Here is a 13,727-nt window from a genome sequence, read left to right as displayed (position 1 = left end):
ATCAGGTCCTCTCCGTTTTGCTTAGCCACATTTCATCCATCCCGCCACCGCGGATCTGCATGGGATAAACGTGCTCGTTGCTGTCGACTTTAACATCCACAAACACCAGACGATGCTTTTGCGCCAGCGCCTGCGCCAGCTTGCTTTCCAACTCGTCAGGCGTGTTGATGGAAATACCGATATGACCATAGGCTTCGGCCAGCTTAACGAAATCCGGCAGTGATTCCATATACGAACTGGAGTGACGACCGGAATAAATCATATCCTGCCACTGCTTCACCATACCGAGGAAACGGTTGTTCAGATTAACCACCACAATCGGCAAATCATATTGCAACGCGGTAGAAAGCTCCTGGATATTCATCTGGATACTGCCGTCGCCGGTTACGCAGACAACCGTTTCTTCCGGCAGCGCCAGCTTAATGCCCAATGCGGCGGGCAAGCCGAATCCCATGGTGCCCAAACCGCCGGAATTAACCCAATGACGCGGAAGATCGAAGGGATAATAAAGCGCGGTAAACATCTGATGCTGACCCACATCCGAGGCCACATAAGCATCGCCCTTCGTCAGACGATATAGGGTTTCGATCACCGCCTGCGGTTTTATGCTATCGCCCTCCTGGCTATATTTCAGGCAATGACGGGCCCGCCACTGCTCGATATTCTGCCACCAGTCGCGCAATGCATCGAACTGCTGCTGAGCCTCATCCTGCGCCAGCAGTTCCAGCATCAGGGTTAATACCTGTTTGGCGTCGCCGACGATCGGAATATCCGCGGCGACGGTTTTGGAGATCGACGCCGGATCGATATCAATGTGCAGGACCGTGGCGTCAGGGCAATATTTTTCCAGATTATTGGTGGTGCGATCGTCAAAACGCACCCCGACGGCGAAAATCACATCGGCGTGCTGCATCGCCATATTGGCTTCATAAGTGCCGTGCATGCCAAGCATGCCCAGACATTGGCGATGCGTGCCGGGAAAGCCGCCCAACCCCATCAATGAGGTGGTGACCGGCAGATTGAGCTGTTCCGCCAGCGTCCGCAGTTCCTGATGGCAGTCGGAGGTGATTACCCCGCCGCCGCTGTAAATAATGGGTCTTTCCGCCGCCAGCAGCGTTTGTAACGCGCGCCGGATTTGACCTTTATGCCCCTGAACCGTCGGATTGTATGAACGCATGCTGACATGGTCGGGATACAGGTAAGGCAGCTTATTGGCCGAATTCATCACATCTTTCGGTAAATCCACAACCACCGGGCCAGGACGGCCGCTGGATGCCAGATAAAAGGCTTTTTTCAATATGGTCGGAACATCTTCCGCCTGCTTGACCAGAAAACTGTGCTTCACTATCGGGCGGGAAATTCCCACCATATCGCACTCCTGAAAGGCATCATAACCAATCAGAGATGTGGCGACCTGACCGGAAAGCACCACCATGGGGATCGAGTCCATATAAGCGGTAGCGATACCGGTAATGGCGTTAGTGGCGCCGGGACCGGAAGTCACCAACACAACGCCGACCTCGCCGGTAGCTCGCGCGTAGCCATCGGCCATATGCACCGCGCCTTGTTCGTGGCGAACTAAAATATGTTCAATACCGCCGACCGTATGCAAGGCGTCATAAATATCCAGCACCGCACCGCCGGGATAGCCGAACACATGTTTTACGCCCTGATCGATTAACGATCGGACCACCATCTCGGCGCCTGACAACATCTCCATGGGTTTGCCTCTTTTGTTCAGAAAGCGGGTACGCTTCATATCGACAGGGGAAATCCCCGCGTTCACTTTGTTTTAATAATGTTAATTTCTTACTCAAATATACATAACAGATTTATGGCGGGCTATCCTGCCCATCCCCCGGGGCGGTGATCAATGTCACGCGTAGTTAACCATCTCACGTAGTTAAAAATCTAACGTAGTTAAAAAACCGGGCCGTTAAAAACGCTGCCGGCATAAGCCGCTTTTATCCATAACATAACATAAATATGTCGTACATAATTTTGGCAGCAGTCTACCGTTATCATTCAAAACCGCAATGTTATTTGACGGCGCGCACAACGCGTCCGGCGGGCATGTGCGGGGGTGATTGCCCCGAAGCGAAAGAAATCAAATATTGACATAACCCTGCAAATCAAGTACCAATAGAACCAGCGAATCAATTTCAGATGACGAGACATCATGTTCAACTACTCCTTCCTACTAGGCCTACTACTAAACGCATCAACATTGCGCGGTATGCTGGTGGGCAGAATTCAGAACTGATTTTTCACACCATCAATAAAAAACCCGCGCCGATGCGCGGGTTTTTTTTTACTCGCCGGGCGCCAAGTAAATACGATAAGGAATCAAACCGATGAGCCAACAAGTGATTATTTTTGATACCACATTACGTGACGGAGAACAGGCTCTGCAGGCCAGTCTGAGTGTGAAAGAGAAACTCCAGATTGCACTGGCGCTGGAAAGAATGGGCGTTGACGTAATGGAAGTTGGCTTCCCGGTTTCCTCCCCCGGCGACTTCGAATCCGTACAGACTATCGCCCGCAACGTCAAAAATAGCCGGGTCTGCGGGCTGACCCGCTGTGTAGAAAAGGATATTGATGTTGCCGCCGAGGCGCTGCGCGTGGCGGATGCATTCCGCATCCATACCTTTATCGCCACCTCGCCGATGCATATCGCCACCAAACTGCGCAGTACGCTGGATGACGTTATCGAACGCGCCATCTATATGATCAAGCACGCACGCAACTACACCGACGACGTCGAGTTTTCCTGCGAAGACGCAGGCCGTACGCCAATTGCGGATCTGAGCCGGGTCGTGGAGGCGGCGATCGAGGCCGGCGCCCGCACGATCAACATTCCGGATACCGTCGGCTATACCATGCCCCATGAATTCGGCAATATCATCGCTTCTCTGTACGAGCGCGTACCCAATATCGATAAGGCCATCATTTCGGTTCACACCCACGACGATTTGGGGCTGGCGGTCGGCAATGCGATGGCGGCGGTTCACGCCGGGGCCCGCCAGGTGGAGGGCACGCTGAACGGCATCGGCGAACGCGCCGGCAACTGCGCGCTGGAAGAGGTGATCATGGCGATAAAAACCCGTCATGACATCCTGCATGTGCATACCGATATCAATCATCAGGAAATCTATCGTACCAGCCAGCTGGTCAGCCAGATTTGCAACATGCCGATTCCGGCCAACAAGGCGGTCGTCGGTGCAAACGCGTTTGCCCACTCGTCCGGCATCCATCAGGACGGCGTGCTGAAAAACCGCGAAAACTACGAAATCATGACGCCGGAATCCATCGGTCTGAAAGAAGTACAGTTGAACCTGACCTCGCGTTCCGGCCGCGCCGCCGTGAAACACCGCATGGAAGAGATGGGTTATAAAGATAGCGACTACAACCTGGATAATCTGTACGCCGAATTCCTGAAACTGGCTGACAAAAAAGGCCAGGTTTTCGATTATGATCTGGAAGCGTTGGCGTTCATCAACAATAAGCAAGAAGACGCGGAATTCTATCGTCTGGACTATTTCAGCGTACAATCCGGTTCCAGCGTGATGGCGACCGCCTCGGTCAAACTGGTGTGCGGCGATGAAACGCAGTCCGAAGCCGCTACCGGCAACGGCCCGGTCGACGCCGTCTATCAGGCGATTAACCGTATCACCGGATACCAGATTTCACTGGTTAAATATCAACTGACCGCCAAAGGACAAGGCAGAGATGCGTTAGGTCAGGTGGATATCGTCACGGATTATCAGGGCCGCCGTTTCCATGGCGTCGGCCTGGCAACGGATATTGTCGAATCTTCTGCTCAGGCGATGGTGAACGTCCTGAACAATATCAAACGCGCTCAGCAGGTAGAAAAAGAAATTCAACGTCTGCAGCAGCACAACAGCAAACAACAAAATAGTCAGGAAACAGTGTGATGACAAAAAGTTACCATATTGCCGTCTTACCCGGAGACGGTATTGGCCCGGAAGTAATGGTACAGGCCCACAAAGTATTGGAAGCGGTACGTCAACGTTTCGACATGCGGATTACCACCAGCGAATACGACGTGGGCGGCATTGCCATTGACCGTCAGGGTATGCCGCTGCCGCAGGCAACCATTGCCGGCTGCGAGCAGGCCGATGCGATCCTGTTCGGTTCAGTCGGCGGTCCGAAGTGGGAGCATCTGCCCCCGAACGAACAGCCTGAGCGTGGCGCATTGCTGCCGTTGCGTAAGCATTTCCGCCTGTTCAGCAACTTGCGTCCGGCGCGCCTGTATCAAGGGCTGGAAGCCTTCTGTCCGCTGCGCGGCGATATTGCCGCCAAGGGCTTTGATATTCTGTGCGTGCGTGAACTGACGGGCGGCATCTACTTCGGTCAGCCGAAGGGCCGCGAAGGCAGCGGTCAGTACGAACGCGCATTCGATACCGAGGTTTATCACCGCTTCGAGATTGAGCGTATCGCTCATATCGCTTTCGAATCAGCCCGGAAACGCCGCAGTATCGTAACCTCTATTGATAAAGCCAACGTCCTGCAAAGCTCCATCCTGTGGCGTGAAATCGTCAATGAAATTGCGAAAAGCTACCCTGACGTGAAGCTGTCGCATATGTATATCGACAACGCCACCATGCAGTTGATCAAAGACCCCTCGCAGTTCGATGTGGTGCTGTGCTCCAACCTGTTCGGCGACATTCTGTCCGACGAATGCGCCATGATCACCGGTTCGATGGGCATGTTGCCGTCCGCCAGCCTGAACGAACAGGGTTTTGGTCTGTACGAACCGGCAGGGGGTTCCGCACCGGATATCGCAGGTAAAAATATCGCCAACCCCATTGCGCAGATTTTGTCTCTGGCGCTGCTGTTACGCTACAGCCTGGGGGCTGATGATGCCGCCGCCGCTATCGAAAAAGCGGTTAACACGGCGCTGGCCGAAGGCTATCGCACGTCGGATCTGGCCAGCGAAGGCAATGCGGTCGGTACGGATGAAATGGGCGATATCATCGCCCGGTTTGTTGCACAAGGGGCATGATGATGAGTAAGACGTTATATCAAAAATTGTTCGATGCGCATGTCGTCTACGAAGCGCCGAATGAAACGCCCCTGCTGTATATTGACCGTCACCTGGTACACGAAGTGACCTCGCCGCAGGCCTTTGACGGCCTGCGCGCCAAAGGACGTAAACTGCGTCAGCCGGGTAAAACCTTCGCCACCATGGACCACAACGTTTCCACCCAGACCAAAGACATCAACGCCTGTGGTGAAATGGCCCGTATTCAGATGCAGGAACTGATAAAAAACTGCGCTGAATTCGGCGTGCAGCTGTATGACCTGAATCACCCGTACCAGGGGATCGTCCACGTCATCGGTCCTGAGCAGGGGATGACGCTGCCGGGGATGACCATCGTCTGCGGCGACTCCCACACCGCCACGCACGGCGCCTTCGGCTCTCTGGCTTTTGGTATCGGCACGTCTGAAGTGGAGCATGTGATGGCGACGCAGACCCTGAAACAAGGGCGCGCTAAAACCATGAAGATTGAAGTTATCGGCGATGCCGCGCCGGGAATTACCGCCAAAGACATCGTACTGGCGATTATCGGTAAAACCGGTAGCGCAGGCGGTACCGGCCATGTGGTTGAATTCTGCGGCAAGGCCATTCAGGCTCTGAGCATGGAAGGCCGCATGACGCTGTGCAACATGGCGATTGAAATGGGCGCCAAGGCGGGCCTGGTCGCGCCCGACGAAACGACATTCGACTATCTGAAAGGGCGTCAGTTCGCGCCCAAAGGCGCCGACTGGGATGCCGCGGTGGCTTACTGGAGCACGCTGGAATCCGATGCCGACGCCAGTTTCGATACCGTCGTTACGCTGAATGCCGCCCAGATTGCGCCGCAGGTCACCTGGGGCACCAACCCCGGTCAGGTGATTGCCGTCAATGAGACGATCCCTGCGCCCGAATCCTTCAGCGATCCGGTGGAACGCGCTTCCGCCGCCAAGGCGCTGGCGTATATGGATTTGCAGCCCGGCATCAAACTGACCGAGGTGGCGATCGATAAAGTGTTCATCGGCTCCTGCACCAACTCGCGTATCGAAGATTTGCGTGCGGCGGCGGAGATCGCCAAGGGGCGTAAAGTCGCCGACGGCGTGCAGGCCATCGTGGTGCCAGGCTCCGGCCCGGTAAAAACCATGGCCGAACTGGAAGGGCTGGATAAAGTGTTTATCGAAGCCGGCTTCGAATGGCGTTTACCCGGTTGCTCTATGTGTCTGGCGATGAATAACGACCGCCTGAACCCCGGCGAACGCTGTGCTTCCACCAGCAACCGTAACTTTGAAGGCCGTCAGGGCCGCGCGGGACGCACGCATCTGGTGAGCCCGGCGATGGCCGCCGCCGCCGCCGTCACCGGCCGTTTTGCCGATATCCGCGAGTTGAATTAAGAGAGAAGCCGACATGACTAAATTTACTCAACATACTGGTCTGGTGGTTCCTCTGGATGCCGCTAACGTTGATACCGACGCAATCATTCCCAAGCAGTTTCTGCAAAAGGTGACGCGTACCGGTTTCGGCCAGCACCTGTTCAACGATTGGCGTTTTCTGGATGAATCAGGCCAGCAGCCTAACCCTGATTTTGTGCTGAACAAACCGCGCTATAAAGGCGCCAGCATCCTGCTGGCGCGGGAAAACTTCGGCTGCGGCTCTTCACGCGAACACGCTCCCTGGGCGCTGACCGATTACGGTATTCAGGCTGTGATTGCACCGAGCTTTGCCGATATCTTTTACGGTAATGCGCTCAATAACCAGCTGCTGCCGGTACGATTGAGCGAAGCGGATGTCGATACGCTGTTCAAACTGGTCGAGAGTGAAGAAGGCGTTACTTTCACCGTCGATTTGGAAAACCAGACCGTATTGGCCGGCGGCAAAAGCTATCCGTTTGAAATTGACAGCTTCCGCCGTCACTGCATGCTCAACGGTCTGGACAACATCGGCCTGACATTGCAGCACGAAGCGGCCATTGCCGATTACGAGCTGAAACAGCCGTCTTTCCTCCACTGATCTTCATCTGGCAATCATTCCGCCCGCCACGCCGAATCGACGGCGAGCGGAATGATTGCTTGTCCGATAACCCGCACTGAATACCTCCGGCAAGAAGGGCTGACCAAGACCGGGGAAACCCCGCCTTACGCAGAGTGCTCATTCATTGTTCTCTGCAAATTGTTTCTGTAAGCATCAGTATGCCCGCTATCGCACATGTTCCTGAAGTAATGCTCAAAGGTGGGATAGTATGCGTCTCCGTTTGCCTGCAAATACCATAAAGAGGGCGTGCCATAATCCAGGTGCTGAATAACCGATCTCGCCTCTTTGTAATATTGGCCCATATTCAGCGTGGTTTGATACTCAACCTGCTCTAAATCATGCGCAGCCCTTTCCACACCGCAATAGCCCTGATCGAATTTTGTCATAACCCGTTGGAAGTCATTGGCGCGGCTCATGTTCGTCAGCTCAACCAGCATGATGCTCAGAGGACGAAAATGACCGCCTTTCACATTTTGCGCCGTGGATTGCGCAATTACCGCTTCCCGCTGTGGAATGAGCGTCTCCGCATGTCCAAAACTATGCTGGATGTCGCCGTCAGGCACAATGCGCAGGGCGACCCCGCCCTCGCGATCGATAATATTCATTCGCTCCCGAAGCGTTTTTGATGCGTCATAGATCATTCCTATCATATTGATCAACGCCGCTACCCTGCTGTCGTCATCCGGATTTCTGATATTCGATACCATGTCAGACCACGATTTACCATTGCCGGAAACGCCAGAACTTCCCGCCGCGTCGCCAACGCCAGCGGACATAAAATCGGATGCGGAAGATTTCGATACGCACAGTCCCATAATTTCTCCCTACGCCATAGAGTTATGGCTCTATGTATCCTTTCCAACGGTTAGGTTCCCTTTTCAACCCTGCCCCTCTGTCATAGAACTGTCTCTGAACGATCACAGAGTCGTATTAAATCTGCCGAATAATCACCCTGATTAAATTTACCCAACATCGATAGTTTCAACTTATTACTACTTAATTTATTTACCTTCTGGCTACATGGAGAACGTCATGAAAATGCGTTATGCGGCATTGGCGCTGTCACTGTCTATAGTCACTCTTGCCCTTCCCGCCCAGGCGGAATTCAAACTGGATAGCCGTTATACCGACGCGGATGGCGATATGGTCGCCGATACTCCAACGGATAAGAAACTGCAGGTCGATCCCGATACGTTGATTTTCGCCTACACCCCGGTTGAAGATCCGGCGGTTTACGCTGATATCTGGCAGGGTTTCCTCGAACATATGGCGGAAGTGACTGGGAAAAAGGTTCAGTTCTTCCCGGTACAATCCAATGCCGCGCAGATCGAGGCGATGCGGGCAGGCCGCCTGCATGTGGCCGGATTCAATACCGGCGGCAACCCTATCGCCGTCGCCTGCGCCGGTTTCCACCCCTTTGCGATGATGGCTTCCAAACAAGGCGCTTTCGGCTACGAAATGGAGATCATCACCTGGCCGGGTTCCGGCATCGAAAAGGTTGAGGACATCAAAGGAAAACAGCTGGCCTTCACGTCCGAAACCTCAAACTCAGGATATAAAGCGCCCTCCGCCATCCTTAAAGCCGAATATAACATGGTGCCGGGCAAAGATTTTGAACCGGTATTCTCCGGCAAGCACGACAACTCGATCCTGGGCGTCGCCAACCACGACTACCCCGCCGCCGCCGTCGCCAACTCCGTGTTGAACCGCATGATCGCGCGCGACGTGGTGAAAGCCGATCAGGTTAAGTCGATCTACAAATCCCAGACTTTCCCGACCACCGGTTACGGTATGGCGCATAACCTGACGCCGGAATTACAGGAAAAGATCAAGAAAGCGTTTTTCACTTACCAATGGGAAGGATCGAAACTGCTTGAAGAGTTCAAGCACTCCGAGCCGCCGCAGGAAGCGTTCATCCCCATCACCTTCAAGGATACCTGGCAGGTAATTCGTCAGATAGATGAAGCCAACGGCGTCGTCTATACATGCAAATGACCCTACATGAAGATGGGCTGGCCTATGCCATCCCTCACCACCTGTATCGGAGGTCATGATGCTGCGCATCGCTAACCTGAGTAAAACTTACCGTGTCGGCGACAAGGCGCTGAAAAACGTCAGCCTGGAGGTGCCTGCCGGACAGGTTATCGGACTGATTGGCCCCTCGGGCGCGGGTAAATCGACGCTGATCCGCTGTATCAACCGGTTGATCGAACCCAGTGAAGGCCGTATTTTCCTGAAAAATGAAGAGATTACCGGTATTTCGCGTACCCGTCTGCGGATTTTGCGTCGGCGTATCGGCATGATTTTTCAGGAATATGCGTTAGTCGAACGGCTTACCGTGATGGAGAACGTATTATCCGGCCGTTTAGGCTATGTTCCCTTCTGGCGCAGTTTTTTCCGCCGTTATCCGCCGCAGGATGTGGCGAATGCGTTTGCGCTGCTGGAACGGGTGGGGCTGTCCGAACATGTCAACAAACGCGCCGACGCCCTGTCAGGCGGTCAGCGCCAGCGTGTCGGCATCGCCCGCGCATTGGCGCAGGATCCTGAACTGCTGCTGATCGATGAACCGACGGCCTCGCTCGACCCTAAAACCTCACGGCAGATTATGCGGCTGATTAGCGAGATTTGCCGGGAACGCGGCCTGCCGGCCATCATCAATATTCATGATGTGGTTCTTGCGCAGAATTTTGTCGAACGGATCATCGGCCTGCGCGCCGGAGAGATTGTCTTTGACGGCTCGCCCGATCGATTGGACAACAGCGCGCTGACGCACATTTACGGTGAAGAAGACTGGGCGGCGATGCGCCAACAGGCAAAGGATGACGCAGCCGAGGCTCCCTTGGCCCACATGGATCTTCCCGCCGGGAAAATGGTCGAGAGCCTGTAATGACTACCACAACTCACCCCACTACCTGGCGGCGGCCGCCGCGTTTTATTCGTAGCAGGGCCGTGCGTTGGCTCGCCTATGGCGGATGCGCGCTCTACCTGTTGGCCGCGCTTTCCTCGATGGAAGTAAACTGGCGGCGGGCCTGGGAAGGTCTTGACCGCGGCTGGCGCTTCCTGCAGGGGTTCCTGCAACCGGATTTCGTTTCACGCTGGCGCGATATTCTTCCCGGCCTTCAGGAAAGCCTGACCATGACGGTATGCGCGACGATTGTCGGTATTCTGCTCTCGATTCCGATTGGAGTCGGCGCCGCACGCAACCTGACGCCGATGCCAATTTACATGATTTGCCGCAGCATTATCGCCGTTTCACGCGCCTTTCAGGAAATCATCATCGCCATCCTGCTGGTGGCCATGTTTGGTTTCGGCCCGTTCGCCGGATTCCTGACGCTGGCCTTCGCCACGATCGGTTTTATCGCCAAACTGCTGGCGGAGGATATTGAAGAGACCGACGCCGCGCAGATCGAAGCGATCCGATCGACCGGCGCATCCTGGCCGCAACTGCTGAACTATGCGGTACAGCCGCAGGTGATGCCGCGGCTGATCGGGCTTTCACTCTATCGCTTTGATATCAATTTCCGCGAATCCGCCGTCATCGGCATTGTCGGCGCCGGGGGCATCGGCGCCACGCTGAATACGGCAATCGACCGCTACGAATATGACAGCGCCAGCGCCATCCTGATCATCATCATCGCCATCGTCATGGCGGCGGAATACTTTTCCAGTCTTATCCGCAAACGGATCCAATAATGTCAGACTTCAAGACGAAAACATCGTCCCCCGAATGGCGTCATCAGACAACCGGCGCGGAGCTGCTGCAATGGGCGGGTTGGCTGGTTCTTGTCGCCTTCTTCCTCTTTTGCTGGCAGTTAATGACCAAAGATACGATTTGGTCATTCGTCTACGATGCGCCGGTACAGGGGGAAGATATTCTGGCGCGCGCGTTCCCGCCGCGCTGGTCCTATTTGCCACAGTTGCTTATTCCGCTGTGGGATACGCTGAATATGGCGACGCTCGGCACGTTGGGCGGCACGCTTATCGCCGTGCCCATCGCGTTTCTGGCGGCGCGCAACACCACGCCGGCGGCGTTTATCCGCTCGATCGCGCTATTGATCATCGTCTCATCTCGCTCGATCAACTCATTGATCTGGGCGCTGCTGCTGGTTTCGATCCTTGGCCCCGGCATGATGGCCGGCACTATCGCCATCGCGCTGCGATCCATTGGTTTTATTGGAAAACTGTTGTATGAAGCGATCGAAGAGATAGATGAAACGCAGGTTGAAGCCGTTATGGCGACGGGCGCCAGCCGGCTTCAGATCATTGACTATGCGATTGTTCCGCAGATCCTGCCCAGCCTGCTTGGCATTACCGTATTCCGCTGGGACATCAACATCCGCGAGTCCGCCATTCTTGGCCTGGTGGGGGCCGGCGGCCTCGGTCTTAACCTTCAATCGTCGCTCAATATGCTGGCCTGGCCGCAAATCACCGTCATCTTTTTGGTGATTCTGCTGACCGTGGCGGTGTCGGAATGGGTATCGGCGGTAGTTAGAAAGGCCATAATCTGACAGTAATGCCGTTCACTTAAGCCTGATATTAGGGGAAACACGGCGATGAGGTTCCCGCAGGGACGCCTCTCGTCGTGGTCGCCCCGGGTATCTCGATCTTTAAACGAACAGCATTAATAACCTGAGAGGGCAAAGCGTGGTGCAAAAAAAAAGCCAGCAGAAGGTTCGCTGGCTGGTGAAATCGCACCATTACTCAGAATGTTTCTCTACCCGAAACTTACGGTTATAACCAGTGGCGGTACTCTTCTTCCGACATGTTTTCTATCTGCCACTGCGTCGCCTGCTGCAATAATTCCACCCGCTGTTGAACCGATATCCCGCTCAACCATTTAGATTGACCCGCAGCAAGATAGGCTTGATAGAACCGATACAGTGATGAAACTTTCATAATCCACCTCCCCGCTTTCATTGCATGAAAGTATCGACGTAATATAGGGAAAGATAAATTGATGACTTTAGTGCGGGGAGTTCCTCTTTTATGCCTTCATCTCGTTTGCAACAACAGTTCATTCGCCTGTGGCAACGCTATCAAGGGCAAACCACCGACACGACGCTGCAAGAGCTGGCCGGGGTATTAAGCTGTTCTCGCCGCCATATCCGTTCACTGCTCGGCGCCATGCAAAAACAGGGATGGCTTATCTGGCAGGCGGAAGCCGGGCGGAGTAAACGTTCGCAGTTGACCTTTATCTACACCGGACTGGCATTGCAGCAACAGCGGGCCGAAGACCTGTTGGAGCAGGATCGCATCGATCAGTTGGTACAACTGGTCGGCGATAAACAAACCGTGCGGCAGATGCTGCTTTCGCACCTTGGCCGCAGCTTTCGCCAGGGTAAACATATTCTGCGCATTCTTTATTATCGTCCGCTGCGCAATCTGTTGCCGGGATCGGCGCTGCGCCGTTCGGAAATGCATATTGCCCGCCAGATATTCAGCGGGCTGACCAACATAAATGAGGAAAATGGGGAACTAAAACCCGACTTAGCCCATCACTGGCAAATGTTGTCGCCGCTGCACTGGCGGTTTTATCTGCGCCCTTCCATTCGTTTTCACCACGGACGGGAACTGACCATGGCGGATGTCATTACCTCGCTCACCCGGCTTGCCGCGTCCCCGCTGTTTTCACATATTGAGAAGGTGACCTCCCCCATGCCGTTTGTGATTGATGTCCGGCTGACCAGCCCCGACGACTGGTTGCCGTGGCTGCTTGGCAGCGTTTCGGCGATGATTCTGCCGGAAGAGTGGCGAACCCTGCCGGATTTCGCCAGACACCCTATCGGAACCGGTCCTTACGCGGTAACGCGCAACAACGACAATCAACTTAAAATCAAAGCATTCGATGACTACTTCGGCTATCGGGCGCTGATTGACGAGGTCAACATCTGGGTGATTCCCGACGCGACAGAGATGCATCCCTACTCCCCGCATCTGGAATCGGATGATTCGTCGCATAACCAGTTGGAAAGCCGCATGGAAGAAGGCTGTTATTTCCTGCTGTTTGATGCTCGTTCGGCGCAGGCGAGCCAACTGGAAGTGCGCCGCTGGCTGTGCCAGATATTCAATCCGATCGCCCTGCTGCGTTATGCGGATATTTCGCACCAGCGGGACTGGTCGCCAGCCTATGGTCTGCTCCCCCGCTGGCATCACCAGGAACGTATCGAGCCACAGGGAAAACCCAAAGATCTGCAACGGATCACCCTGACAATCTACCGGGAACATCCTGAATATAGGGTTATCAGCGGCATCATGGAAAAAGTGCTGCAAGAACATGGCGTGCAACTCGACTTACAGACAATCGGTTACGAAGAGTGGTATCGCGGCGAAGCGGAAAGCGATATCTGGCTATGCAGCAACAACTGCTACTTGCCGCTGGAGTTCTCGCTGTTCGCCCTGTTTTACGAGCAGCCGCTGATACAGCATTGCCTTAATGAAGATCTGCACGAGGACGCCGGCCTGTGGCGCGGCAAGGCGTTGCCAATAGCGGAATGGAGTGAAAAACTTATTGCCAGTTGTCAGTTACATCCACTGTTCCACAACTGGCTGCAACTTCAGGGGCAACGCAGCATGCGGGGCATCCGCATGAATACCCTGGGATGGTTTGACTTTAAGTCCGCCTGGTTCGCGCAGCCGGAAAACTAAGCGTCTCGCTTTCGCC

The 13,727-nt window shown here is 54.6% G+C and carries 12 protein-coding genes; 9 read left to right on the top strand and 3 right to left on the bottom strand.

Annotated elements, in window-relative coordinates; genetic code table 11:
• Position 1 precedes the first annotated feature (1 nt).
• Entirely contained in the window at positions 2-1,720 is a 1,719-nt protein-coding gene (gene ilvI / locus ACN28R_RS23110) for an acetolactate synthase 3 large subunit (RefSeq protein WP_048637480.1), read from the bottom strand.
• A 634-nt stretch (positions 1,721-2,354) separates the two neighbouring features.
• On the opposite strand from ilvI, the gene leuA reads away from it, so the two are divergent.
• From leuA to leuD, 4 genes are read left to right on the top strand one after another with little or no spacing between them, the layout of a single operon-like run.
• Positions 2,355-3,935 carry a 2-isopropylmalate synthase gene (gene leuA, locus ACN28R_RS23105; RefSeq protein WP_095835600.1) on the top strand — a complete coding sequence of 527 codons (1,581 nt, stop codon included), beginning with the start codon at positions 2,355-2,357 and terminating at the stop codon, positions 3,933-3,935.
• Positions 3,935-5,026, top strand: coding sequence for a 3-isopropylmalate dehydrogenase (gene leuB, locus ACN28R_RS23100; RefSeq protein ID WP_095835599.1), 1,092 nt, complete (start codon positions 3,935-3,937; stop codon positions 5,024-5,026). The genes leuA and leuB overlap by 1 nt, the downstream gene beginning before the upstream one ends.
• 2 nt (positions 5,027-5,028) lie before the next feature.
• Positions 5,029-6,429 (top strand): 3-isopropylmalate dehydratase large subunit, encoded by a 1,401-nt coding sequence (leuC, locus tag ACN28R_RS23095; RefSeq protein WP_095835598.1) that lies wholly within the window; start codon positions 5,029-5,031, stop codon positions 6,427-6,429.
• A gap of 13 nt (positions 6,430-6,442) precedes the next feature.
• Positions 6,443-7,045, top strand: coding sequence for a 3-isopropylmalate dehydratase small subunit (gene leuD / locus ACN28R_RS23090; RefSeq protein WP_048637476.1), 603 nt, complete (start codon positions 6,443-6,445; stop codon positions 7,043-7,045).
• 125 nt (positions 7,046-7,170) lie between these two features.
• Here leuD and ACN28R_RS23085 read toward each other — a convergent pair whose 3' ends face one another.
• On the bottom strand, positions 7,171-7,881 hold the full coding sequence (locus tag ACN28R_RS23085; RefSeq protein ID WP_095835597.1) for a type III effector HopF2: 711 nt from the start codon (positions 7,879-7,881) through the stop codon (positions 7,171-7,173).
• A 217-nt stretch (positions 7,882-8,098) separates the two neighbouring features.
• On the opposite strand from ACN28R_RS23085, the gene phnD reads away from it, so the two are divergent.
• The 4 genes from phnD to phnE (ACN28R_RS23065) are packed head-to-tail and all read left to right on the top strand — an operon-like array spanning position 8,099 to position 11,574.
• Positions 8,099-9,061, top strand: coding sequence for a phosphate/phosphite/phosphonate ABC transporter substrate-binding protein (gene phnD / locus ACN28R_RS23080; protein ID WP_048637474.1), 963 nt, complete (start codon positions 8,099-8,101; stop codon positions 9,059-9,061).
• Between the two features lie 58 nt (positions 9,062-9,119).
• The gene (gene phnC, locus ACN28R_RS23075) at positions 9,120-9,953 is read left to right on the top strand and encodes a phosphonate ABC transporter ATP-binding protein (RefSeq protein WP_048637473.1); all 834 of its coding nucleotides are present in this window, start codon (positions 9,120-9,122) and stop codon (positions 9,951-9,953) included.
• Entirely contained in the window at positions 9,953-10,759 is an 807-nt protein-coding gene (gene phnE, locus ACN28R_RS23070) for a phosphonate ABC transporter, permease protein PhnE (RefSeq protein ID WP_095835596.1), read from the top strand. The genes phnC and phnE (ACN28R_RS23070) overlap by 1 nt, the downstream gene beginning before the upstream one ends.
• Complete coding sequence (phnE, locus tag ACN28R_RS23065) at positions 10,759-11,574, top strand: phosphonate ABC transporter, permease protein PhnE (RefSeq protein WP_048637471.1); 816 nt, start codon at positions 10,759-10,761, stop codon at positions 11,572-11,574. The genes phnE (ACN28R_RS23070) and phnE (ACN28R_RS23065) overlap by 1 nt, the downstream gene beginning before the upstream one ends.
• Before the next feature lie 223 nt (positions 11,575-11,797).
• On the opposite strand, the gene sgrT is transcribed toward phnE (ACN28R_RS23065), so the two are convergent.
• The gene (gene sgrT, locus ACN28R_RS23060) at positions 11,798-11,962 is read right to left on the bottom strand and encodes a glucose uptake inhibitor SgrT (RefSeq protein ID WP_048637470.1); all 165 of its coding nucleotides are present in this window, start codon (positions 11,960-11,962) and stop codon (positions 11,798-11,800) included.
• 90 nt (positions 11,963-12,052) lie between these two features.
• On the opposite strand from sgrT, the gene sgrR reads away from it, so the two are divergent.
• Positions 12,053-13,711: an HTH-type transcriptional regulator SgrR gene (gene sgrR / locus ACN28R_RS23055; RefSeq protein WP_095835595.1), complete on the top strand. Its 1,659-nt coding sequence runs from the start codon at positions 12,053-12,055 to the stop codon at positions 13,709-13,711.
• Positions 13,712-13,727 lie beyond the last annotated feature (16 nt).

It is taken from the genome of Brenneria goodwinii (genome assembly GCF_002291445.1).
GTDB lineage: Bacteria > Pseudomonadota > Gammaproteobacteria > Enterobacterales > Enterobacteriaceae > Brenneria > Brenneria goodwinii.
Note: the sequence above shows the minus strand (reverse complement) of the source record. Positions and strands in the feature narration are given on the sequence as shown.

What these genes read in the sequence shown, in the direction of transcription:
- ACN28R_RS23085 (WP_095835597.1), bottom strand. Translation starts at nt 7,881, where the DNA reads ATGGGACTGTGCGTATCGAAATCTTCCGCATCCGATTTTATGTCCGCT.
- sgrT (WP_048637470.1), bottom strand. Translation starts at nt 11,962, where the DNA reads ATGAAAGTTTCATCACTGTATCGGTTCTATCAAGCCTATCTTGCTGCG.
- phnE (WP_048637471.1), top strand. Translation starts at nt 10,759, where the DNA reads ATGTCAGACTTCAAGACGAAAACATCGTCCCCCGAATGGCGTCATCAG.
- leuD (WP_048637476.1), top strand. Translation starts at nt 6,443, where the DNA reads ATGACTAAATTTACTCAACATACTGGTCTGGTGGTTCCTCTGGATGCC.
- sgrR (WP_095835595.1), top strand. Translation starts at nt 12,053, where the DNA reads ATGCCTTCATCTCGTTTGCAACAACAGTTCATTCGCCTGTGGCAACGC.
- phnC (WP_048637473.1), top strand. Translation starts at nt 9,120, where the DNA reads ATGCTGCGCATCGCTAACCTGAGTAAAACTTACCGTGTCGGCGACAAG.
- leuC (WP_095835598.1), top strand. Translation starts at nt 5,029, where the DNA reads ATGAGTAAGACGTTATATCAAAAATTGTTCGATGCGCATGTCGTCTAC.
- leuA (WP_095835600.1), top strand. Translation starts at nt 2,355, where the DNA reads ATGAGCCAACAAGTGATTATTTTTGATACCACATTACGTGACGGAGAA.
- phnD (WP_048637474.1), top strand. Translation starts at nt 8,099, where the DNA reads ATGAAAATGCGTTATGCGGCATTGGCGCTGTCACTGTCTATAGTCACT.
- ilvI (WP_048637480.1), bottom strand. Translation starts at nt 1,720, where the DNA reads ATGGAGATGTTGTCAGGCGCCGAGATGGTGGTCCGATCGTTAATCGAT.
- phnE (WP_095835596.1), top strand. Translation starts at nt 9,953, where the DNA reads ATGACTACCACAACTCACCCCACTACCTGGCGGCGGCCGCCGCGTTTT.
- leuB (WP_095835599.1), top strand. Translation starts at nt 3,935, where the DNA reads ATGACAAAAAGTTACCATATTGCCGTCTTACCCGGAGACGGTATTGGC.